The sequence below is a fragment of the Jatrophihabitans sp. YIM 134969 genome (assembly GCF_054456675.1).
Genome location: NZ_JBTJEQ010000022.1, coordinates 47,268 through 68,988, shown reverse-complemented (window position 1 = coordinate 68,988; position 21,721 = coordinate 47,268). Strand labels below are relative to the sequence as shown.

Below are 21,721 nucleotides of genomic sequence, written 5' to 3'. Positions count from 1 at the left end.
GCGAGAAGCGCTCGACCAGGTCGACGAACGACCCTGAGACATCCGCGCCGTGACGGCGTCGCACGGGCGATCCTGCTGCACGCCACCCACGGCGCTGTCCGCGCCGATCGGTGCCGGCCACTACCGTGTGGCCGTGCCGCCCCGACCGCCGTACGACGACGACCCCATGGCCTCGGGGCTCACCGCCTGGTGGAACGGCGCGCAACCGACCGGGCGGGCACCGCGGGTGCTTGGCCTGTTCGCCCATCCCGACGACGAGGTCTTCTGCGCCGGAGGCGCGCTCGCGCTGGCCGGGGCCGACGGTGCCGACACGGCCGTCGTTTCCCTCACCCGGGGTGAGGCCGGGCAGATCCGGGATGCCGCCGCCGCCACTCGTCGCACCCTCGGCGTCACCCGGGCCCGGGAGCTCGAGCGGTCCGCCGCAGCGCTCGGCGTCGGGCACGTCGAGTGCCTCGACCTCGGCGACGGCAGGCTCGCGTCGCTGCCGGGTGACGAGCTGGTCCGGCAGGTGCGCCAGATCCTCGCGCGCCTCGTCCCCGACGTGGTCGTCACCTTCGACGACGACGGCGGGTTCGGCCATCCCGACCACGTGCTGTCGGCCCGGGCCGTGCTCGCGGCGAGGGACGACCTCGACCACCGCCCCACGGTGGTGCGGGCGCGTTTCCCGCGGCAGGACCGGCTGCTGCTCGACCTGCTGGTCGACTGGCTGGGATCCGGCGCGCAGCGCTCGTCGGGCAGCGAGGGGTTCGGCCACGCCCTGCGGCTGTTCGCCGACGGGTCGACGATGCTGGGCTTCGCGGCCGACCACTTGCAGGTCCAGTGGTTCCCGGCCGGCTCCTACGTCATCGAGCAGGGGGAGCCCGCGACCGAGTTGTTCTGCGTGCTGGGCGGGTCGGCCGACGTCGTGGTCGAGGCCGCCGACGGCACGCTGCGGAAGGTCGACACGGTGACGGCCGGGGCCTTCGTCGGCCAGGACGGGATCGCCACGAGCCGGCCGCGCAACGCCCACGTCATCGCTCGCGAAGACCTCACGTGCTTCGTGCTCGCCCCGCACGGCCGCGACCTGTCGGCGGGGCGGGGCACGGGTGCGGTGGTGACGGCACCGGCGGTCGCGGCGCACCACCTCGGGGACGGCACGGACGACCCGCCGACCGGGATCGAGGTCGCGGTCGATGTGCGCGGCGTCGTCGACCGCAAGATCGCGGCGCTGGTGGCCCACCGGTCGCAGTACGCCCTGGATCCGGGCCTGCTGCCGCGACAGGTACTGGAGCCGTTGCTCGGCACCGAGCACTTCGTCGTGGTGGCCTGACCGTCACTCCGGGCACGACAGCAACCCTCGGCCGTCGCGCTGAGGTCGACACGGCGCTCACACGGCATCGTCGCGTCTCTGGACTGTCACCGTCGGGGAGTCGCGTGCTTCTCCCCACGTGTGCAGGCTGCGCAGGACTGGCTCCAGCCCGCGCCCGGCGCGGCTCAGGACGTACTCGTGACGTGGCGGCCGCTCCTGGTACATCCGGCGTTGCAGCACGCCTGCGTCCTCGAGCTCGGCAGGCGCGCGGCGAGGATCTGCCGCGGGGCGCCCGCGTTCTCGCGGATCTGTTCGAAGCGGGCGACGCACCGGCGACGTCAACGCCGGCCGCGTTCCCGCGACCGCGTCGACGGTGTGGCAGGGGACGGGTGACCGGGTTCGCGGGTCCTGGCCAGTGCGTCGAGGGAGGCGTCGAGCAGCTCGCGCAGCGGCTGTTCGGGTTCGACGCTCAACCAGCGTCGCAACGACACCTTGACCAGGGCGATGGCGGTCTCGGCGACGACCGCCGCGGTCAGCGGGTCCACACCGCGGGCGCGGAACGCCGCGGTGACGGAGTCGACGACCGCCTCCATCTTGCGCAGTTCCCGCTCGCGGAGGCCGTCGTGGCTGTCGATGACGGCCTTGCGACGGAGGAGCTGCTCTCGGCGGCCGTCGAACACGGAAGCGATGAGCTCCACGAGGCCGCCTCGGACGACGTCCCAGGGGGCGAGCTCGGGGTCCGCCTCGTGCACCACCGTCGCTGCGAGCAGAGGCATCCGGTCGGCGTCGGCGAACAACACCTCCCGCTTGTCCGCGAAGTGTCGGAAGAAGGTGCGGGTGGTGAGTCCGGCGCGGGCGGTGATGTCCGGGACGGTCGCGTGATCGAAGCCGTGCTCGGCGAACAGGTCGAGCGCGGCGCGTTCGAGCCGCTCTCTCGCGTCCGGTTCCCAGCGGGTCACGGCATCAGCTTATGACACGACGTGTCATCAGGAGCTAGTGTGATGACACGCCGTGTCGTCACGAGCTCAGCTCGAGCTCCTGACCGGCTCGAGGAGAACACTGTGAACAACGGGATCTGGATCCTGGGAGCAACAGGTAGGGCCGGGCGCGGCATCGCCCGACGGCTGGTGGACACGGGCCACGAGGTGGTGCTCGCGGGGCGGGACCCGGCCCGGGTGGCCGACGCCGCGGCGGCCGTCGGCGACCCGCGTCAGGTCACCGGGTCGCTCGAATCGGTCCTGGCCGAGGCGGCCGCAGCCGCACCACCGGTCGTGGTCAACACGGTCGGCCCGTTCGCCCGGACCGCCGCCCAGGTGGTCGGCACCTTGCCGGCGGGCACCCACTACGTCGACATCGGCAACGAGCTCGGCGGCGTCGAGGCCGTGCTCAACCGGCACGACTGGGCGCTCGAGCACGGCAACACCCTCGTCGCCGGCGCGGGTTTCGGTGTTCTGGCCACCGAGGCCACCGTCCTGCGGTTGTGCGAGAACCGCCCGGCGCCGACGCGCCTGCGGGTCGACGCCATCCCCTCGCTGGCGTCGGAGGGCGGGGTGATCGGCGAGGCGCTCGCCGGCAGCATGCTCGGCAGCGCCCACGAGGGCGGTCGACGAGTCGCGCACAACCGGTTGGTCCGCGCCGGTGTCGCGACCGCCCGCCAGCAGCTGACGACGCCGAGCGGGGACGTCGTGACCACGTCGTCGGTGCCGACCGGCGATCTGCTGGCGGCCTGGCGCGCGAGCGGGGCCGAGGAGGTCGTGTCCGGGTCGTCCGAGATCCCTTCCGGCCCCCTGGTCCGTGCTGCGTTCCCCGTGGTCTCGATGACCTTGCGCTGGCCGGCACTGCGCCGCATCGCGGTTGCGCGCCTGGCTCGCACACCACTCCCGGTGCGTGTCCGGCCGCGCGAGTTCTCGTGGGGGCACGCCTGGGCGCAGTGGGCAGACGGCTCCACCGGCGAGATGTGGCTCCGCCTCGCCGACGCCGGTCAGTTCTACGAGGACGTTGCCGCCGAGACCGCCCGTCGTGTGTTCGCTGGCGTCAGGCCCGGTGCTCACACACCAGGAGTGTTGTTCGGTGCAACGTTTGCCACCGAGCTCGGGGCGGAGTTCGTCGAGTGAGTACGGAGCGCGACCCCGCCGCCTCCTGTGACGGTGGTCGCGAAGGGCAGGCCCGACGGCGTCGCGGACGTCGCCGCGTCGACACCGCGCACTCCGCCTGACGACACGTGAGAGGCTGCCCCAGGACTCCGGTGCGTGCCTCGTCGACCCCCGCGCAACTGCGAGCTGTCCTGGTGCCGGATCGGAGGAGCTGTGATGGTCGCTGACGGCGTCCCGGACCTCGGTCATCGCGCCGACGGCCGGGACCGTCCGATCGAGGACGGGCACGCGGGCGGATCCCCGGTGACCGGCGACGTCGATCGTTCCGACGCCGCCCGCCGCGCGTGGTTGGACGAGGCGGTCCGCCGCGTGGCCGCCGATGCCAACCGCAGCGCCGACACCCATCTCATCCGTTTCCCGTTGCCCGAACATCCCGCGGTCGACCTGTACCTCAAGGACGAGTCGACCCACCCGACGGGATCGCTCAAGCACCGTCTTGCGCGTTCGCTGTTCCTGTACGCGCTGTGCAACGGGGAGATCGGGCCCGACACCTGCGTCACCGAGGCGTCGTCCGGCTCGACCGCGGTGTCGGAGGCCTACTTCGCGCGCATGATCGGCGTGCCGTTCGTCGCCGTCGTCCCGCGGTCCACCAGCCCGGCCAAGCTCGCGCTCATCGAACGCGAGGGCGGCCGCTGCCATCTGGTCGACGATCCGGCGACCGTGTACGCCGTCGCGGCGCAGATCGCTGCGGACTGCAACGGTCACTACCTCGACCAGTTCAGCAACGCCTCGGTGGCGACCGACTGGCGCGGCAACAACAACATCGCCGAGTCGGTGTTCGAGCAGATGCGGCTGGAACGGCATCCCGTGCCCGCCTGGGTCGTCGTGGGCGCCGGTACCGGCGGCACCAGCGCGACCATCGGCCGCTTCCTGCGTTATCGGCGGCACGCCACCCGCCTGGCCGTCGTCGACCCCGAGACCTCCGCCTTCTTCGCGGGGTGGCGCGACGCGGACCCGGCGGTCACCGGCGAGCCCTCGCGCATCGAGGGCATCGGACGGCCGCGGGTCGAACCGAGCTTCGTGCCGGGGGTCGTCGACCGCATGATCCGTGTGTCAGATGCAGCGTCGTTCGTCCACGCCCGGTGGGGGTCCGAGCGGTTGGGGCGCCACGTCGGGGCGTCGACCGGTACCAACCTCGTCGGTGCGCTGCGGTTGGCCCGGGAGGTGCAGCTAGCGGGCGGGGGCAGCGTGGTCACGTTGCTGTGCGACGGCGGCGAGCGGTACGCGGACACGGTGCACGACGACGCCTGGTGGTCCGCCCGCGATCGTGACACCGGAGGCGCGCTCACCGCGGCGCGGCGCGATCTCGACGGTGCTCTCGCGGCGGGTGCCTGACCGCAGCGTCCGATCATCAGTTCGGAGGTGCGCCGCAGCACATCGCCACGCTCGGGCGGGGCCCGTCAGGCCGAGCGCGACGCGATCCACTCGCGCCGCGGCCGCAGCGACGTCACCGAGGAAGGCGGTGTCCGGCGGGTCGGCCTCCCGTTGGCCGACATCACGGCGGTGCTGCGGCACCCGGCCGAGGCCGCGCCGATCCTCACCGCGCACCTCGACCGCATGTAAGCCGGTCTGGCCGATGCCCGCAGGGAGATCTCCATCGTCCGTCGCCTACTCGAGCACGAGGAGACACCCACTGCATCCTGCCCGCTGCCGCCCTCATCCGTGCCGTGCGCGACGTCAGGTACGCCGTCAGCGACGACGCCGACGAGCCACGGCTTGACGGCGTCCACCTCGACAGCACACCCGAGCAGCTGCGGGTGGTCGCGACCGACCGGTACCGGCTCGCGATGAGCACCGTGACCACCCCGGACCCGACCGACCTGCACGTCCTGCTGCCCACCTCGGCCGTCGACGAACTCCTCGACGGAGACTTCGACGGTGACCTCGACGTGTTCGTGGTCGACGGCCTCGTCGTCCTCCCGGGCACCGGCGGCACCGTGAGGGTCCCGGTGCCCGACGTCGACTTCCCGCCCTACCGGAGTTGGTTCGAACTCGGCCGTCGTCGGGAGGTGACCGTCGACTCCGCAGCACTTCGCGCCGACCTCGACGCCGGTGAGACCAGCACGCTCACCCGCGATCACGACGCCGTGTCCGTCGACGTCATCCGCATCAGCATCACGTCCGATGCCGTACGGGTGCGGCCCGAGCAACGACCCCGAGGCGGTGATGGTCGGTGTAGACCGCGACTTCCTCCGGCTGGCACTCGAAGCCGGCGATCAACTCGTCCTCGGACTGGACGACCCGATCGCTCCGCTCGCCGTCCGCGACCCCCGACGTGAGGGTGTGATGTCGATCCTGATGCCGGTCCGGCTCGATGAACCCGATCGATGAGGCGTGGCCGCGGTCTCGTGCGCAGGACGCGTGGACCCCGGTCGAGTTTGGGTGGGAGCAGCTCTGGTCGACCGGCCCGGCGCAGCGACCGCCGTGGACGAACACCGGTCCGACCTCCGTCCACACCGAGGGATGGTCCAAGGTCGCGTAGGAGATCAGCGCGGTGTCCTCGCCAGGCCGTGCGTACCGCAGGCAGCGGCGCAGCGGCTCACCATGGCCGGTGGCGGAGAAGATCAGCAGGTCGTTTGCCGTGCCCGTCGGTGCCCGTCGCGCGTGTGGGATCCCGGTGGGCCGGGTCGATGGCGCGGACGTCGAGGTCTGCGGTGTGGTCGGCGGTGTGGTCGTCACAGCTGGAGAACGGCGCCACGGTGACGGGGCACCCGGACACACCTGCCGAGGTGCTCGGAGGAGTCGACACCGACCGGCTGACGCACGCCGGGTCAGCGGTCCGCGCCGAGGCGCAGGCGCAGCATGAGTTCGAAGCGGGTGTTGGCGTCCTTGAGGTCGTCGTCGAGCAGTTCCTCGATGCGGCTGAGGCGGTAACGCAGCGTGTTCTTGTGCACGTGCAGGTGGTCGGCGGTGCTCGCAACGTCGCCGAACTGGTCCAGCCACGTCCGCAGCGTCGCGACGAGCGACGCACCGTGCTCGAGGTCGTACGCGGTCAACACGGCCAGCGGGTCGTCGCGCGCGTCCATGTCGGCGTCGACGAGGTCCGACAGCCGCAGCAGCAACGACTCGGTGTAGACGTCGGCGGGGCTCGCCACCTCGTGGCCCGTTCGGCGGGTCCGTGGGCGGGCGTGCAGCGCCCGGAGCGTGCGGTCGGCGGACTCCCGCGACCGGTGCAGGTCGCTGATGCGGTCGACGGGGGAGCCGATCGCCACGGCGATCTGGCTCCAGTCTGCGCCCAGCCGGTTCACGAACGCGTCGACGAGGCGACGGATCTGGGGCGTGACGTCGTCCCCGCCGCCGTGGGTGAGCACGACGGTGTAGATCGTGTCGCCGAACACCGCGCCGACGGTGTCGGGCAACTCCGAGCGCAGCAGCAGTGTCAGTGAACTGGCGACGTGGTCCAGGTTTGCCGCGCTCAGGCGCGCCGGCCGGGCGGTCGCGTCGCGGGGCAGACCGACGGCGACGACGTGGCCGCCGCGCACCGGTCGGACGGATGACCGCAGCCGGCTCGCCGCCTCGCCGGCGGCCTGCCCACCCTCGAGCAGCGCCGCGACGGTCGCGCTGCGCATGCGCGAGACCGCGTCGGCGCCGACCCTGTTCCGGGTCATCGCGATCGCGGCGGTGGTTGCGGTGTCGGTGATCGCCTGTTCCTGCAGCGGGGTCGGCGCAGTGTCGCTGATGATCCAGATCGAGCCGAGGATCTCGTCACCGATGGCAACGCGCACGGCCACGCGCGGCAAGACGTCGGCGGTGTACGGCGCCACCTGGACCGGACGCGCCGAGGCGTAGATCCGCGCGAAGATCCCGAGTTCGGTCAGCCGGGCCTGGTGGTCACCGGGGACCTGCTGACCGAGGACGCTCGCCTGACGCGCGGCGTCGCCCCGGCCCTGGTCCGCGGAGAACGCGAGGATGCGCGACTGCAGGTCCTCGATCGTGACCGGTGCATCGAGCAACGACGACAACTGGTTGGACAACGCGAACAGGTCGACCTCGGCCTCGGCCGCGCCCATCACCGTCCACCGGTCCTCCCCGGCGAGCGTCGGCGGCTGCAACAGGTTCGCGACGTGCAGCCACGGCGCTCCCCGGACGAGACTGAGCAGGGTCACGCCGGAGTCGTCGAGGCGTTGACGCGAAGCGACGTCGAGCTCGACCGGTTCACGCACCACGAGCACCGTCGCCCGCGAGCGGAGCATGCGCTCCAGGACGTTCTCGATCTCGGTCGCGCCTCGGATCCCGACACCGAGCACCAGTCCCCGCGGCGGGGCGGGGATGGTGTTGTGCGAGTCGAAGATCTCGACGTGGTCGAAGACCTGGTCCGCTCCCGCCGGTCCCGCTTCATGACGGAAGAGCAACGGTCCCAGACGTTCGAGCACCGATTCGACCGACTCACCTCGTGACACGACACGCTCCTTCGCCGGAGCCGAGGATCTCGTGAACACGGCGGTCAGCGTCTCAGACGTTCGCACAAACCGCCACGGTGATCGTTGGTCGTTCGTGCCAATGGCTTGCGGCTCCGCCGGACGTAGCGTGCCTCCATCACCAGTCGCCGCCGAGCGTTTCTCGAGCGCCGACCGACCCCACGCCACGACCGTTGCTCCTGGAGGAGTCATGAACGCCCACCCGATCCGCGTCACCTGCGCCCGCTTCGGCGCGACGCTCGCCGTCGGCGCGATGGCTGCGCTGAGTCTGACCGCCTGCAGCAGCGGTTCCGCGTCCGGTGGTGCCGGCGGCTCGAAGGACGGGGCGCTGAGCATCCAGTTCGTCAACCCCCTGCCGAGCTACCCCACCTGGAAGCAGATCGGTTCGTGCATGAAGGACGAGGCGAAGGCCCGCGGCGCTGACTTCTCCGAGAGCGGGCCGACCGGGCAGGCGCTCGACGCCACCGCGATGATCCAGCAGGTCCAACAGGCGATCGCGAACAGGAAGGGCGCGATCATCACGTTCCCCACGAGCGACGGGTTCACGCCGGTGCTCAAGCAGGCCCAGTCCAAGGGCATCGTCACCGGGACGATCTACGGCACGGGCGGTGCGGACAGCGGCGCCGACTACAACATCGGGCCCGACTGGACCTACATCGGCAAGACCCTCGTCGAGGCCGTCAGCGCCGAACCCGGCCAGCACGTGCTCGGCCTCGTGGCCGCCGCCGACACCGGCCTCGGCAAGTCCTGGCTGGACGGCGTGAAGACCGCGGCCGCGGCGACCGACAACGTCACCATCGGGGGCGAGGTCTACACCGGGGACGACGCGGCGAAGGCGCTCCCGCAGGCCAACGCGTTGCTCACCGCGCACCCCGACATCACCGACATCGTCACGCACATGGGCACGACGACCCCCGGTGCGACCGCCGCGATCAAGGCCAAGGGCCTGCAGGGCAAGGTGCACCTCGTGCCCGTGGGCCAGGACAACGGTGGCATCCAGGCCGTGAAGGACGGCCTGGCGCAGCTGATGTTCCTGCAGGACGTCTGCACTCTCGGCAAGCAACTGGCCGACGGTGTGGTCGACGTGCACGAGGGCAAGACGCCGCCGCAGGTGCCCGTCAAGATCGCGGTCGTCCCCGGCGACGAGGTGCAGGGTTACCTCGACAAGGGCTGGGTCTGATGGGCCCGGCCGCTCTCCAGTTGCGCGGAATCCGCAAGTACTTCGGGTCGGTCTCCGCGCTCGAGGACGTCGATCTCGTCGCGTACGCGGGAGAGGTCCACGCGGTGGTCGGCGACAACGGTGCCGGCAAGTCGACGACCATCAAGATCATCACCGGCATCCACCGGGCCGACGAGGGTGAGGTGCTCGTCAACGGTGCCGACCTCGGGCACGTGCGGTCGGCCGCCGACGCGCAGGAGCACGGCATCGCCGTCGTCTACCAGGACCTCGCCCTGGTGGAGTGTCTCGACATCGCCCACAACATGGCCCTGGGGAACCTGCCGCGGCGCTGGGGGATCGTGCTCGACCGCCGGCGCATGGAACGTGAGGCCGCCAAGGTGCTGACCGACCTGAAGGTGCGGGTGGGCAACGTCCGAACGCCGGTCGGGTTGCTGTCCGGTGGGCAGCGGCAGGTGGTGGCCATCGCCCGTGCCGTCCGCATGGACAAGCCGATCATGCTGCTCGACGAACCGACGGCGGCGCTCGGCGTGCAGGAGACCGCCCACGTCGGCGGCATCATCGACGAGCTCCGGGCATCGGGCAAGGCCGTGATCATCGTGAGCCACGACCTGGACTTCGTGTTCTCCCACGCCGACCGCGTGACCGTGCTGCGCCTGGGTCGCACAGTCGGGACACGCCTGATCAGCGAGGTGGCCCGCGAGGAAGTGGTCGGCATGATCACGGGCGCGGTGGCACCCGACCCGCGCGACGCGGCGGCGCTCCCGACGGCGGAGGTGGCCTGACGATGGTGACCTTGTCAGACGCCAAGCCAGACGCCAAGCCGGACGCCAAGCCGGACGCCAAGCCCACACGGGACCGTGTGCCCACCGCCGGCGGTGGGATGCTCCAGACCCGCGTCAGGAACGCGTTGCTCCGGCAGGAGACGACGTTGGTCCTGGTCATCCTCGCCATCGGCGTCGCGACCGCCCTGCGCAACCGGCTGTTCCTCGATCCCGACAACCTGCTCGAGATCCTGCGCAGCAGCGTCATCTACTTCGTCATGGGCTGCGGGGTCGCGATGCTCATCATCGGCGGGGGATTCGACTTCTCCGCCGGAGCCGTCTTCACGCTGGGCGGGCTGGTGTCGTGCAAGTTCATGTTCGACGGCATGTCCTGGCCGATCGCGGTCCTGATCGGTCTCGTCATCTGCGCCGTCTTCGGGGCCGTCAACTTCGTGATCATCACCTACCTGCACATGCCACCGATCATCGCCACCCTCGGCACCTTCTACATGCTCTCCGGCGTCGACAACATCGTCACCGGGGGCGCCGACATCCTGCCCCTGCCCGACAGCTTCCAGAAGCTCGGCCAGGGCAGCGTCGCCGGCGTGCCCAACGTGGTGCTCATCGCGATCGCCGTGGGCGTGTTCTTCTGGTTCCTGCTCGAACGCACCCGCTTCGGCGTCAACGTGCGCGCCCTGGGCGGTAACCGGGGCGCCGCGGAGGCGAACGGTCTGCGCGTCGTGCGCATCGACCTCGCCCTCTACGTCATCGCGGCGGTGACGGCCGCCATGGCTGGCCTGATCTACTCCGCCCGGGTCGGTGCGGGTCAGGTCACCGCGGGCGGTACCTCGACGACCCTCATCGCGATCACGGCCGTGCTCATCGGCGGGGTCAGCCTGCTGGGCGGCCTCGGCAACATCCAGGGCATCGCCGTGGGTGCCATCCTCGTCGCCCTCATCGACAACGCGCTCGTGTTGTCGGCGATCCCACCGCAGTACAACAACATCGTCGTCGGCGCGATCCTCGTGTGCGCCGTGGCGGTCGACCACCTCCGACGCATCCGCCTCTACCGCAAGAGATAGGTGGCCTCCCCATGACCGAGCAACTCACCTCCGACACCCGCCTCACCGCCGACAACGTCGACCCCGACGTCAACGCCCTGCTCGCCGAGCTGGGCGACGGGCCGGTCGTCCCGGTGGCCGAGCAGACCGCCGCACAACTGCGCCAGGTGATGCGTGACGCCATCGCCGTGTTCACCGCAGGTGTCGCGCCGATCCCCGTGGCCCACGTCGACGACCGTGTCGTCCCCGGCCGCGGCGGTGACATCCCCGTCCGGGTGTACGCGCCCGACGAACCGAACGCGGTGATCGTCTACTTCCACGGCGGCGCCTGGGTGGTCGGTGACATCGACACCCACGACCTCGTCACTCGACGGTTGTCGCGCGACACCGGGGCCGAGGTCGTCTCCGTCGACTACCGGATGCTGCCGGAACACCCGTTCCCCGCGCCGTTCGACGACGCGTACGACGCCACCGTCTGGGCCGCGGCGCTGCGCCCGGGTCTCCCGCTGCTCGTCGCGGGCGACAGCGCGGGCGGCACGCTGGCCGCCGCGGTCGCGCTGTACGCCCGTGACGCCGGCGGTCCGAGCATCGACGGTCAGGTCCTGGTCTACCCCGGGATCGACGACGACCTCGACACCCCCAGCATGCTCGCGTTCGCGCACGGTCCGCTCAACACCCGCGAGGACATCGGCTTCCACCTGCGTCGGTACGGGTCGAACGACGCCGCCCTGGGCTCGGCGTACGCCCTGCCCGGGCGGGCCGCGTCGCTCGAGGGGTTGCCGCCCGCCGTCGTGGCCGTGGCCGGCACCGACCTGCTGCGCACGTCGAACGAGGAGTACGCGGAACGTCTGCGCGCCGCGGGGGTTCCGGTCACCGAACTGCTCGACGTCGAGCAGGTGCACGGCTGGATCGACTACGCCCCGCGGGTGGCCTCGGCGGACCGCGCGTTCACGCGGCTCACCGACGCCGTCCGCCGGCTCATCGACCGGACCGAGGAGTGAGCGCGGGCGCCCGACCCGAGCGGGTGGCGGTCGTCGGCGCCGGCATGGTCGGGTTGGCCACGGCGTGGTTCCTGCAGGAACGCGGGGTCGAGACGGTCGTGTTCGACCGCGACGGCGTCGCCTCGGGCGCGAGTCACGGCAACGCGGGGTGGCTCACCCCGAGTTTCGCGCTTCCCCTTCCCGAGCCGGGGGTCTTGCGCTACGCCGTGCGGACCCTGTTCGACCCGGCGTCGCCGGTGTACGTACCGCCGACCGCGAACCCGACCCTGGTGCGGTTCCTGCTGCAGTTCGCCCGCAACTGCACCCGGGCGCGCTTCGACCGGGCGCTGACGGCGCTGGCGGGGCTCAACCGCGGCGCCCTGGCGGCGTTCGCGGAACTCGACGACCCCGACCTCGAGGTCGTGACCCGCCCGGCGGCCCCGCTGATCGCGGCGTACCTGCACGAGCACGACCGTGAGGCGCTGCTCGAGGAGTTCGCGCACGCGCAGGGGGCGGGACTGGACGTCCCGCACCAGCTGCTCAGCGGTGAACAGGTCCGCGACGCGGTGCCATTGTTGTCCGACCGCGTCGTGGCCGGGTTGCGGGTGGACGGCGGTCGGTTCCTGGACCCGGCCGTGTTCGTCAGAGGCCTGGCGGAGGCGGTGAAGCAGCGCGGCGGTCTCATCCGCACCGGAACCCCCGTCGACGAGGTCGCGCCCACGAGTGGCGACGTCCGCGTCGCCGGGGAGCGCTTCGACGCCGTCGTCCTGGCCACAGGTGCCCAGCTGGGGCGGCACGCCCGGAAGTTCGGTGTCCGGCAGCTGGTGCAGGCCGGGCGCGGCTACAGCTTCACCGTTGCAGCGGACAACGTTCCCCCTTCTCCGGTGTACTTCCCGGCGCAGCGGGTCGCGCTGAGTCCGAGCGGCGGGCGGCTGAAACTGGCCGGGATGATGGAGTTCCGGGCCGCGGACGCACCCCTCGACCCGCGGCGGGTCACGGCGATCGCCGATGCCGCCGCGCCACTGGTGCGCGGCGCCGATCTCACCGACCGGCGCGACGAGTGGGTGGGGGCGCGTCCGTGCACCGCTGACGGCCTGCCGCTCGTCGGGCGCAGCCGCCACGAGCGGGTGTTCGTCGCGGGCGGGCACGGCATGTGGGGCATGACGCTCGGTCCGGTGACGGGCAAGCTGCTCGCCGAGCAGGTCGTGACCGGGCGCACGCCCGACGCCCTCCGTCCGGTCGATCCGCTGCGCTGAGGTGACCGGACCCGTGCTGTACGACGTCGTCCTGCGGGGCGGTCGGACACTGGACCCCGAGACCGGTCTCGACGCCGTCCGGGACGTCGGTCTCACCGGCGACCGGATCGTGGCCGTCTCCGCGGAACCCCTGACCGGACGCCAGGTCCTCGACGTCGGTGGCCTGGTCGTCGCGCCGGGGTTCATCGACCTGCACAGCCACGGCCAGGCCGTCGCCGAGGCTCGGCTGCAGGCGCTCGACGGCGTGACCACGGCCCTGGAACTCGAGGCGGGTGCGGTGTCCGCTGCCCGGGCGTTGCAACGGTCGGCGGCCGAGGGCCGCCCGATCAACTACGGCTTCTCGGCTTCCTGGGCCGCGTTGCGTGGGGAAGTGGTCGGCGGGGTGCCCCGCGACGTCGACCTGCCACCGCTCGCCGGCCTCGGCGAGGACGCCTGGCGCCGGACGGCCTCGGCCGCACAGGTCGACGACCTGCTCGACCGGCTCGGCCACGAACTCGCGAACGGTGCACTGGGCATCGGTGTGCTGCTCGGGTACGCGCCGTCCACCGACCCGGCCGAGATCACGCGGACGGCGCACCTCGCGGCCCGGGCCGGCGTGCCGGTCTTCACCCACGCCCGCCCCTTGGTCGAGCAGGACCCGGGTGTCGTGGTCGACGGTGCGGAGGAACTGGCGCGCCTGGCCGGGGAGACCGGCGCGCACGTGCACTACTGCCACGTGAACTCGACGTCGACCCACCACCTCGACCGGGTGCAGGCGGTGCTCGACGACGTGCGCGCGGAAGGCGCCCGGGTCACCACCGAGGTCTACCCCTACGGGGCCGGGATGACCGCCATCGGTTCGGACTACTTCCGCCCCGACCGCCTGCACGTCCTCGGCGCCACCGGCACCCCGCACGACGTCGTGTACGCGCGCACCGGGGAGACGGTGGCGACCGTGGACCGTCTGCTCGAACTGCGCGCCGCCGATCCGTCCGGCCTGGCGTTCATCCGGTCCTTCGACGACGAGACCTCGGCGGGGCGGGTGGCGCAGATCCTGGCGTTGCCGGGAGCCGTGGTGGCGTCGGACGCCGTGCCCTTCACCGCGGAGGACGGCGTGGCCGTCGACCCGTTCACCTGGCCGCCGCCGCCGTCGCTGCGGACGCATCCGCGCAGTGCCGGGACCTTCGCCCGCACGCTGCGTGTCGCGGTGCGGGAGACGGGTGTCCTGTCACTGGTCGAGGCCGTGCGGCGGTGCACCCTCGAGCCGGCCCGCATCCTCGAGCACGCGGCGCCGGCGTTGCGCCGCAAGGGTCGGGTGCAGCCGGGGTGCGACGCCGACCTCGTGGTGTTCGACCCCGACCGGGTCACTGACCACGCCACCTACCAGCACTCCACCCGGCCGTCCTCGGGCTTCGTCCACGTCGTCGTCAGCGGCGAGTTCGTGGTCCGGGACGGAGCGTTGCAGACAACAACACTTCCCGGACGTCCCGTCCGCAGTGGCTCGTGACCGTTCATCTCCCACGGAGGTCCACCATGCAGGTCGCCATCCTTCTCTACCCGCGTTTCACGTCGTTGGACGTCGTCGGTCCGTACGAGGTGCTCGGGCGGCTGCCCGACACCGAGGTGGTCTTCGTGGCCGAGCAGCCGGGTCTGTTCCACAACGACCTGGGTTCCCTCGCGCTCGAGGCGCCGGTGGCGCTGGCCGACGTCACGTCGCCGGACGTGGTCGTGGTCGGAGGTGGACCCGGTCAGGTCGACCAGATGGCCGACGGCCCGTTGCACGAGTGGTTGCGCGCCGTCGACCGCACGAGCACGTGGACGACGTCGGTGTGCACGGGTGCCCTGGTACTGGCCGCGGCCGGTCTGCTGGACGGTCGCCGGGCCACGACCCACTGGGGGGCCCGCGACCACCTCGCCCGGTACGGCGCCACGGTGTCCACCGAGCGGGTGGTGGTGGACGGCAAGTACGTCACCGCCGCCGGTGTCTCGGCGGGCATCGACATGGCGCTCTCGCTGGCCGGGTCGCTCGCGGACGACGACGTGGCCCAGACCGTGCAGCTGATCATCGAGTACGCACCGGAACCGCCGTACCAGTCGGGGTCGCTGGAGTCTGCACCGGCGGAGATCGTCGCGCGCGCCCAGCGTCGCACGGCCGCACGCTTCGCCGACGCGTGAACGCCGTCCAGGTGTCTGGGTCCGACGGTCTGCTCGGTGTCGAAAGGGTGGTCTCGATGCTCCGGCAACGCGGCTACGCCGTCCGTGACCTCCGCGTGGACTGGACCGGTGAGCGGTCGTCGGTCTGGACGATGCGCTGTGCCGTCGAGTCCGGGGCCGACCCCGACCTGCTGGTGAGACGGTTGCAGCGGGCGGTGTCGGTGCTCGACGCCCGGCTCGACCACCGGGCGGCGCCGCTCGGAGCCGTGTCGTGACCACGACCTCGACCCGCCCCACCCCGCGGACGGACACCACGGACGTCGTCGCCCCGTGCGGTGTCGTCCACGGCGCGCGTGAGGACGTGGTCCACGTGTTCCGGGGCATCCCGTACGCCGCGGCCCCCGTCGGTGACCTGCGGTTCGCCCCGCCGCAGCCGGCACCGTTCGTGGCCGACCTCGACGCCACCCGCTTCGGGCCCATCTCGGTCCAGGACATCGATCCGCTGGCGGACGTGCTCCCGGGGACGGAGAACGCCTTCCACAGCCGCCGTCCGCGTCTCGACGAGGACTGCCTGAGCCTCAACGTCTGGACGTCCGATCCGAGTGGGTCGGCGCCGGTGTACGTCTACGTGCACGGCGGTTCCTTCCTCTACGGCTCGGGCACCGGCCCCTGGTGCGACGGCGCACCGCTCGCCCGCGAGCACGGTGTCGTGGTGGTGACGCTGAACTACCGGCTCGGTCTGCTCGGCAACCTCTGGCTCGGCGACCACGACCCGTCGGCGGCCGACCTCGGCCTGCAGGACGTCGTCGCCGCCCTGCGGTGGGTGCGCGAGAACATCGGCGCGTTCGGCGGTGACCCGGACACCGTGACCGTCGGCGGGGAGTCGGCCGGGGCCATGGCCGTGTCGGCCCTGCTGGTCGCGCCTGCGGCGCACGGGTTGTTCCGACGTGCCGTCCTGCAGAGCGGTCACCTCGGTCTGGTGCAGTCGGTCGAGGCCGCCCGGCACTCGACCGAGCTGATCCTGCGCGACCTGCACGTCGACCCGGCCGGTGACGTGCTCGGACAGCTGCGGGAGACGACGGTGTTGCGCCTCGCCGCGGTGCAGCGACGCCACGGGTTGTCGCTCGGCACGGTCCCGCTCGTCGCCGACGGCGTGACGCTGCCGACCGATCCGGAGCGGGCGCTCGCCGCGGGTGCGGCACGGGGCGTCGACGTCCTCATCGGCCACATGACCGAGGAGGACCGGCTGTTCCACGTCGTCGCCGGCGGGCCCCCGGCCACCACCGTGGGGGAGCTGATCGCCTCCCGCTTGCCGGGTCTCGACCTGCAGGCGCAGGCGTCGGCGCTCTACGAGCGCGTGCAACGGGATGGGGGGTTGTCCGACGAGGAGCTGCACGTTGCCGTCGCGGTCGACCACAGCTGGAGGGAACCCGTGTTCACGCTGGCTTCCCTGCACGCCGGATCCGGCGGGCGCACCCACGTGTTCGAGTTCGCGTGGCGGTCGTCGGTCCCCGGGCTCGGGGCCGCGCACCTCGTGGACGTGCCGCTGTTCTTCGACAACCTCGGGCAACCTGGCGTGGCGGACCTGCTGGGCGACGAGGTCGGACACGACCCGGCGGTTGCCACCTTCGCCGGCCGGGTGAGCGGCGCTCTCGCGAGGTTCGTGCGCACGGGCGACCCGTCCGGTCCACTGGGCGCCTGGCCCGCGTACACCGGTGACCGGCCGGCGACGATGGTGATCGACCTGGAACCACGCGTGGAAACAGCCCTCCACGCCGAGCGGTTCGCGTTCTGGGCCGCACACCGCGACCGGTCCGCCGCGCCGCTCGCCGCCATCACCGGCGCCGCCGGGTGAGCGCGATCGCGCCACTCGACTCCAGCCGGGCGCCCGGGGTCGGCGTCGACCTCGTCGCGTTGCGACGCCGCCTGCACGCGTCCCCGGAGATCGCGCTCGACCTGCCGGCGACCCGCGCGATCCTGCTCGAGGTGCTCGACCCCCTGCCGGTCGAGGTCCACACCTGGCCGACCAGCTCGGCGGTGGCTGTGGTGGTCCGGGCGGAACGGTCGGGTGGACCGACGGTCCTGCTGCGCGCGGACATGGACGCGTTGCCGGTCGTCGAACCCGCCGGCGCCGATTTCGCCGCCACGAACGGCAACATGCACGCGTGCGGCCACGATCTGCACATGGCCGGGCTGGTCGGCGCGGTCATCGAGGTGGTCGATCGTCGGGCCGAACTCCGCGGCGACGTGCTGGCCGTCTTCCAGCCCGGCGAGGAGAGCGCCGGGGGAGCGGAACTCCTGCTCCGTGAGGGGATCCTCGCCGTCACCGGGTCGACGCCGGTCGCGTCGTTCGGGGTGCACGTGCTCTCCTACCGACCGGCCGGTGTGTTCTCCTGCCGGGCCGGCGCGGTCATGGGTGCGGTCGTCAACCTCGAGCTCGTGGTCAGGGGCCGAGGCGGGCACGCGGCCCGTCCGCACACCGCGTTGGATCCGGTCACGGTCGCGGCGACGGTCGTGCAGGGCATCCAGACCTTCGTCGCGCAGCGCGGTGCGCCGGACGACCCCCTGGTCGTCACGGTCGGTGCGTTGCACGCGGGGTCGGCGGCGAACGTCATCCCCAGCGAGGCCCGGCTGTCGATCAGCCTGCGGGCGGTGACCTCCGACCGGGCGCGCAGTGCGGCGGACCAGGTCGTCGCGGTCAGTCGTGGCCTGTGCGAGGCGTACGGGCTGACGGTTGCGGCGACGCGGACGGTCGACCTGCCCGAGACCGTCAGCGACGTCGACGGCGCGGCACTCGTCGAGCAGGTCGTCGTCGACCTGTTCGGTGCGTCCGCGTACGCCCCCCTCGTGGCACCCGAGATGATCGCCGAGGACTTCTCGTTGTTCCTCGAGCGCACGGGCGGCGCCTTCGCGCTGGTCGGAGCTGCGGTGGGGGAGCGACCCGAGCATGAGCTCGCGACCAACCACTCCGCGCAGGCGCAGTTCGACGACGCCGTCGTCGCGCGCATCGCGCGCGTGCTCGCCGAGGTCGCGGTACGGCGCCTCGCAGCCGGGCCGCCGGTCCAGCACCGCGCCGCGGCGTCCCACCCGTGACGGGTGTCCGTCACCGCTCGACGACCCGTTCGGGGTCGTGGACCCCGACGTCCTCGACCGCACCATCCGGGTCCGGCGGGTCGCGTCGCACCGGCCGCAGGCTGCCGCTCCGCAAGGTCCGGCGCCGCCACCGGGTGCTGGCGTAGTCGAGCAGCTCGTGCGGTGGCAGCACCCTCGTCGAGTTGCCGACCCGCAGGACGAACTCCGTGCCCTGCTGCCTGGGTGCCCGGAAGAACACCGGCTGGGCGGCCGGGGCGACCCGGACCACGCAGACGTCGTGGCCCTGCAGCTGGTCGAAACCGACGGCCGTCGCCGCGGCGACCGGCCCGCCGAGGGTGGTGGCCAACAGGTCGCGCAGCCACAACTCGAAGCCGTCGCGGGAACCGTTCTTGACCAGGGAGTAGTCCTCCTCGAGTCCGAGGGGGGTGCCGTCGTCGCTGACCCCGATGAGCAGGGTGCCGCCGCGCGCGTCGGCGAACCCGGCCACCGTCCTCGCGACCACCAGTTCCAGGCGGGCGTCGCGGGTCCGGGTGTGGAGGTTGTACCGGGCCGAGGACTTGAACTCGACGTCCTGGCTCTCACCGGCGTGGACCAGCTCGGCGACCGTCGGCGGCGACGGCCGGCGCCGCCGCACGACGGCGTCCGCCACGGCGATCACCACCACCGTTCCCGCGAGCCCGCCGAACACGACCACGACCGGCGCATCCCGCAGCGGGCGTTCGAGCAGCAGCCCGGTCACCGTGCTCCCCGACGCGGCACCGACGATGCCGCACAGCGTGCTCGCCGACCAGCTCAAGGCGTTCCCGCGCCCACGCAGCGCCAGCCGGGCGACGGCGGCGGACGTGAAGCCGATGAGCAGCACCGACGCCCCCACCAGCGCGACCGTCACCGCTCCGCTCACGGACCCACCCTCTCGGGTCGGGCGGGGCTCGACACTAGGGAACGTCCCTAGGGACAGCGGCGACCGTGTGCGAGACGGTGACCCACGCAGGTGCCGGAGCCGGGCCCCGCAGCGACAGGAGCGACCGTGAACCAGGTCCTGGAGTCCCTCGGCCGCTGGTGCGCGCGCAAGCACTGGGTGGTCGTGATCGGGTGGCTGGTGCTGCTGGCCGGCCTGGCGGTGGCGCGCACCGCGGCCGACGGCGAGTTCGTCAACGACTACACGGTCCCCGGCAGTCCGTCGTCCGACGGCATCGACCTGCTGCGCAGTGACTTCCCGCAGCAGAGCGGCTACGCCGGTCAGATCGTCTTCCACGCGAGGACCGGCACGGTCGCCGCGCAGACCGCGGCGGTCAACACCTCGATGGCGAACCTGGCCGGGCTCGACCACGTCATCAGCGCGATCAGTCCGTTCGCGACCGCGAACTCCCCGCAGGTGTCGCAGGACGGCACCATCGCGTACGGCACGGCGTCCTGGAACGTCGTTCCGGCGTCCCTCGACGAGTCGTACCTCCACCGGATGGACGACGCCGTGGCGCCGGCCCGTGACGCCGGCCTCCAGGTCGAGTACGGCGCCGGGGCAGGTCAGATCGGCCAGAGCACCGACGACAAGAGTTCCGAGATCATCGGGCTGGTCTGCGCCCTGGCCCTGCTGCTGTTCATGTTCGGGTCGGTCGTGGCCGCGGCCCTGCCGCTGCTGAGCGCGGTGTTCAGCGTCGCCGCCGGACTCTCACTGGTGGGGCTGCTGTCGGCGGGGACGACCTTCCCGACGACTGCGCCGACGGTGGCGACGCTGCTCGGGTTGGGGGTCGCCGTCGACTACGGCCTGTTCCTGGTCGCGCGACATCGTGAGCAGGTCGACCACGGGATGGACGTGCCCACCTCGATCGGCCGCTCGTCGGCGACCTCGGGCGCGGCGATCCTGGTGGCCGGCAGCACGGTCGTCATCGCGATCCTCGGGCTCTACGTGGCAGGAGTGCCCTTCGTCGGAGCGATGGGGCTGGCCTCGGCCATCGTCGTCGCGGTGACCATGCTCGCCGCCCTCACCCTCATGCCGGCCTTCCTGCAGATCGCGGGCGGGAACGTGCGGTCGTTCCGCGACCGTCGCACGGCGAAGCGGATCCTCGCGGCCGAAGGCGATGAGACCAGTCGCGCGGGCCGACTGGCGGAGTTGGTCGCCGCGAGCGACGAGGCGCACGAGCGCAGCGCCTTCGCGCGGTGGGGACGCATGGTGAGTCGGCGGCCCGTGCCCTGGGCCGTCGCCGCCACGCTGGTGCTGGTGCTCCTGTCGATCCCGTTGTTCGCGTTGCGGCTGGGTCAGCTCGACGCCGGCACCAACCCCACCTCGGAGAGCATCCGCCGGGCGTACGACCTCATCGACCAGGGGTTCGGACCAGGAGCGAACGGGCCGTTGACCGTCGTCTACGCGTTGCCGGCCGGGCAGAGCGACGACCAGACGAACACGCTGCTGGCCAACGCGCAGAAGACGCTGTCGACGACGACGGGCGTCGCTGCGGCCGCGCCGCCGGTGGTCAACACGGCCGGGACCGTCGCCACGGAGACGATCGTCCCGACGACCTCGCCGCAGGACGCCGCGACGACCCAGCTGGTCGACCGGTTGCGCTCGGACGTGTTGCCGACGGTGCCGACCACGACGTACGTGGTGGGTGCGACGGCGTCCTACGTCGACTTCACCGCCAAGATCTCCGCGCGCATGCTCTACCTGATCCTCGTCGTGGTGGCGTTGGCGTTCGTCCTGTTGACCGTGGCGTTCCGGTCGATCGTCATCGCGATCAAGGCCGCCCTGCTCAACCTCCTGTCGGTCGGCGCCGCGTACGGAGTCGTGGTGGCGATCTTCCAGTGGGGGTGGGGTTCGTCGCTGGTCGGCATCGAGGAGAAGCTCCCCATCCCGGCGTTCGTCCCGATGCTGATGTTCGCGGTGGTGTTCGGCCTGTCGATGGACTACGAGGTCTTCCTCATCTCACGCGTCCACGAGGCGTGGGTGAAGACCGCGGACGCGTCGCGCAGCGTGGCCATCGGCATCGGCAGCACGGCCCGGGTGATCACCACCGCGGCCGCGATCATGGTCGTGGTGTTCCTCAGCTTCGTGCTCAGTGACGACCCGACGGTGAAGATGCTGGCCGTCGGCATGGCCGTCGCCGTGTTCATCGACGCCAGCGTGATCCGGATGGTCCTCGTCCCCGCCGTCATGTCGCTGCTCGGCCGCCACGCCTGGTACATCCCGGGGTGGTTGGACCGGATCACGCCGAACATCGACATCGAGGGCTCCGAGCACCTCGCCAGGGCGGCCGCGGCGGAGGAGCCGCCCGACCCCACTGGAGCGCCGACCCCACCGCGGTCGACCAGCGACGAGAACACCGACGTCCGGGAGGGCGCCGAACCGGTCGGTCAGCCCTAGCATCGGTGCACACCGTGCGGGGGGTCGGAGCTGGGAGTGG

The 21,721-nt window shown here is 72.0% G+C and carries 20 protein-coding genes and 1 pseudogene; 16 read left to right on the top strand and 5 right to left on the bottom strand.

Translation table 11 applies throughout. The annotated features are described in order from the left end of the window. The first annotated feature begins 133 nt into the window (after window positions 1–133). Window positions 134–1,309, top strand: coding sequence for a PIG-L family deacetylase (locus ACXR2U_RS13325; protein WP_458825533.1), 1,176 nt, complete (start codon window positions 134–136; stop codon window positions 1,307–1,309). A 57-nt stretch (window positions 1,310–1,366) separates the two neighbouring features. Here the strand turns inward: ACXR2U_RS13325 and ACXR2U_RS13320 are convergent, their stop codons facing one another. Next, window positions 1,367–1,618 (bottom strand): winged helix-turn-helix transcriptional regulator, encoded by a 252-nt coding sequence (locus tag ACXR2U_RS13320; protein WP_458825543.1) that lies wholly within the window; start codon window positions 1,616–1,618, stop codon window positions 1,367–1,369. 8 nt (window positions 1,619–1,626) lie between these two features. Further along, window positions 1,627–2,247, bottom strand: coding sequence for a TetR family transcriptional regulator (locus tag ACXR2U_RS13315; RefSeq protein ID WP_458825532.1), 621 nt, complete (start codon window positions 2,245–2,247; stop codon window positions 1,627–1,629). A gap of 102 nt (window positions 2,248–2,349) precedes the next feature. Here ACXR2U_RS13315 and ACXR2U_RS13310 point away from each other — a divergent pair, with 102 nt between their 5' ends. The 4 genes and pseudogenes from ACXR2U_RS13310 to ACXR2U_RS13295 form a co-directional block, all read left to right on the top strand. Beyond that, entirely contained in the window at window positions 2,350–3,402 is a 1,053-nt protein-coding gene (locus tag ACXR2U_RS13310; RefSeq protein WP_458825531.1) for an NAD(P)-binding domain-containing protein, read from the top strand. Between the two features lie 195 nt (window positions 3,403–3,597). Further along, window positions 3,598–4,776: a PLP-dependent cysteine synthase family protein gene (locus tag ACXR2U_RS13305; protein WP_458825530.1), complete on the top strand. Its 1,179-nt coding sequence runs from the start codon at window positions 3,598–3,600 to the stop codon at window positions 4,774–4,776. A 27-nt stretch (window positions 4,777–4,803) separates the two neighbouring features. After that, window positions 4,804–5,004 (top strand): hypothetical protein, encoded by a 201-nt coding sequence (locus ACXR2U_RS13300; RefSeq protein WP_458825529.1) that lies wholly within the window; start codon window positions 4,804–4,806, stop codon window positions 5,002–5,004. Between the two features lie 74 nt (window positions 5,005–5,078). Further along, window positions 5,079–5,363: pseudogene (locus ACXR2U_RS13295) on the top strand (DNA polymerase III subunit beta family protein); the annotation flags it as partial. A gap of 193 nt (window positions 5,364–5,556) precedes the next feature. On the opposite strand, the gene ACXR2U_RS13290 reads toward ACXR2U_RS13295, so the two are convergent. Continuing rightward, window positions 5,557–6,120 (bottom strand): DUF1203 domain-containing protein, encoded by a 564-nt coding sequence (locus ACXR2U_RS13290; RefSeq protein WP_458825528.1) that lies wholly within the window; start codon window positions 6,118–6,120, stop codon window positions 5,557–5,559. 92 nt (window positions 6,121–6,212) lie between these two features. Next, window positions 6,213–7,841: a PucR family transcriptional regulator gene (locus tag ACXR2U_RS13285; RefSeq protein ID WP_458825527.1), complete on the bottom strand. Its 1,629-nt coding sequence runs from the start codon at window positions 7,839–7,841 to the stop codon at window positions 6,213–6,215. Between the two features lie 208 nt (window positions 7,842–8,049). On the opposite strand from ACXR2U_RS13285, the gene ACXR2U_RS13280 reads away from it, so the two are divergent. From ACXR2U_RS13280 to ACXR2U_RS13235, 10 genes are read left to right on the top strand one after another with little or no spacing between them, the layout of a single operon-like run. Beyond that, complete coding sequence (locus ACXR2U_RS13280) at window positions 8,050–9,039, top strand: sugar ABC transporter substrate-binding protein (RefSeq protein ID WP_458825526.1); 990 nt, start codon at window positions 8,050–8,052, stop codon at window positions 9,037–9,039. Beyond that, window positions 9,039–9,821: an ATP-binding cassette domain-containing protein gene (locus ACXR2U_RS13275; RefSeq protein ID WP_458825525.1), complete on the top strand. Its 783-nt coding sequence runs from the start codon at window positions 9,039–9,041 to the stop codon at window positions 9,819–9,821. Before ACXR2U_RS13280 ends, ACXR2U_RS13275 begins: the two co-directional genes overlap by 1 nt. A gap of 11 nt (window positions 9,822–9,832) precedes the next feature. After that, window positions 9,833–10,882: an ABC transporter permease gene (locus ACXR2U_RS13270; protein WP_458825524.1), complete on the top strand. Its 1,050-nt coding sequence runs from the start codon at window positions 9,833–9,835 to the stop codon at window positions 10,880–10,882. An 11-nt stretch (window positions 10,883–10,893) separates the two neighbouring features. Next, window positions 10,894–11,862, top strand: a complete 969-nt coding sequence (locus ACXR2U_RS13265; protein ID WP_458825523.1) for an alpha/beta hydrolase — start codon at window positions 10,894–10,896, stop codon at window positions 11,860–11,862. Continuing rightward, window positions 11,859–13,097, top strand: a complete 1,239-nt coding sequence (locus tag ACXR2U_RS13260; protein WP_458825522.1) for an NAD(P)/FAD-dependent oxidoreductase — start codon at window positions 11,859–11,861, stop codon at window positions 13,095–13,097. Before ACXR2U_RS13265 ends, ACXR2U_RS13260 begins: the two co-directional genes overlap by 4 nt. Window position 13,098: 1 nt before the next feature. Then, complete coding sequence (locus tag ACXR2U_RS13255) at window positions 13,099–14,583, top strand: amidohydrolase family protein (RefSeq protein WP_458825521.1); 1,485 nt, start codon at window positions 13,099–13,101, stop codon at window positions 14,581–14,583. 26 nt (window positions 14,584–14,609) lie between these two features. Then, the gene (locus tag ACXR2U_RS13250) at window positions 14,610–15,251 is read left to right on the top strand and encodes a DJ-1/PfpI family protein (protein WP_458825520.1); all 642 of its coding nucleotides are present in this window, start codon (window positions 14,610–14,612) and stop codon (window positions 15,249–15,251) included. Then, window positions 15,248–15,505 (top strand): ACT domain-containing protein, encoded by a 258-nt coding sequence (locus tag ACXR2U_RS13245; RefSeq protein ID WP_458825519.1) that lies wholly within the window; start codon window positions 15,248–15,250, stop codon window positions 15,503–15,505. Before ACXR2U_RS13250 ends, ACXR2U_RS13245 begins: the two co-directional genes overlap by 4 nt. Beyond that, window positions 15,502–17,085 (top strand): carboxylesterase/lipase family protein, encoded by a 1,584-nt coding sequence (locus ACXR2U_RS13240; RefSeq protein ID WP_458825518.1) that lies wholly within the window; start codon window positions 15,502–15,504, stop codon window positions 17,083–17,085. Before ACXR2U_RS13245 ends, ACXR2U_RS13240 begins: the two co-directional genes overlap by 4 nt. After that, the gene (locus ACXR2U_RS13235) at window positions 17,082–18,323 is read left to right on the top strand and encodes a M20 metallopeptidase family protein (RefSeq protein ID WP_458825517.1); all 1,242 of its coding nucleotides are present in this window, start codon (window positions 17,082–17,084) and stop codon (window positions 18,321–18,323) included. The genes ACXR2U_RS13240 and ACXR2U_RS13235 overlap by 4 nt, the downstream gene beginning before the upstream one ends. Window positions 18,324–18,333: 10 nt before the next feature. On the opposite strand, the gene ACXR2U_RS13230 is transcribed toward ACXR2U_RS13235, so the two are convergent. Then, the gene (locus tag ACXR2U_RS13230) at window positions 18,334–19,224 is read right to left on the bottom strand and encodes an AlbA family DNA-binding domain-containing protein (protein ID WP_458825516.1); all 891 of its coding nucleotides are present in this window, start codon (window positions 19,222–19,224) and stop codon (window positions 18,334–18,336) included. Window positions 19,225–19,350: 126 nt separating this feature from the next. Here ACXR2U_RS13230 and ACXR2U_RS13225 point away from each other — a divergent pair, with 126 nt between their 5' ends. Beyond that, window positions 19,351–21,681, top strand: a complete 2,331-nt coding sequence (locus ACXR2U_RS13225) for an MMPL family transporter (protein ID WP_458825515.1) — start codon at window positions 19,351–19,353, stop codon at window positions 21,679–21,681. Window positions 21,682–21,721: the final 40 nt, after the last annotated feature.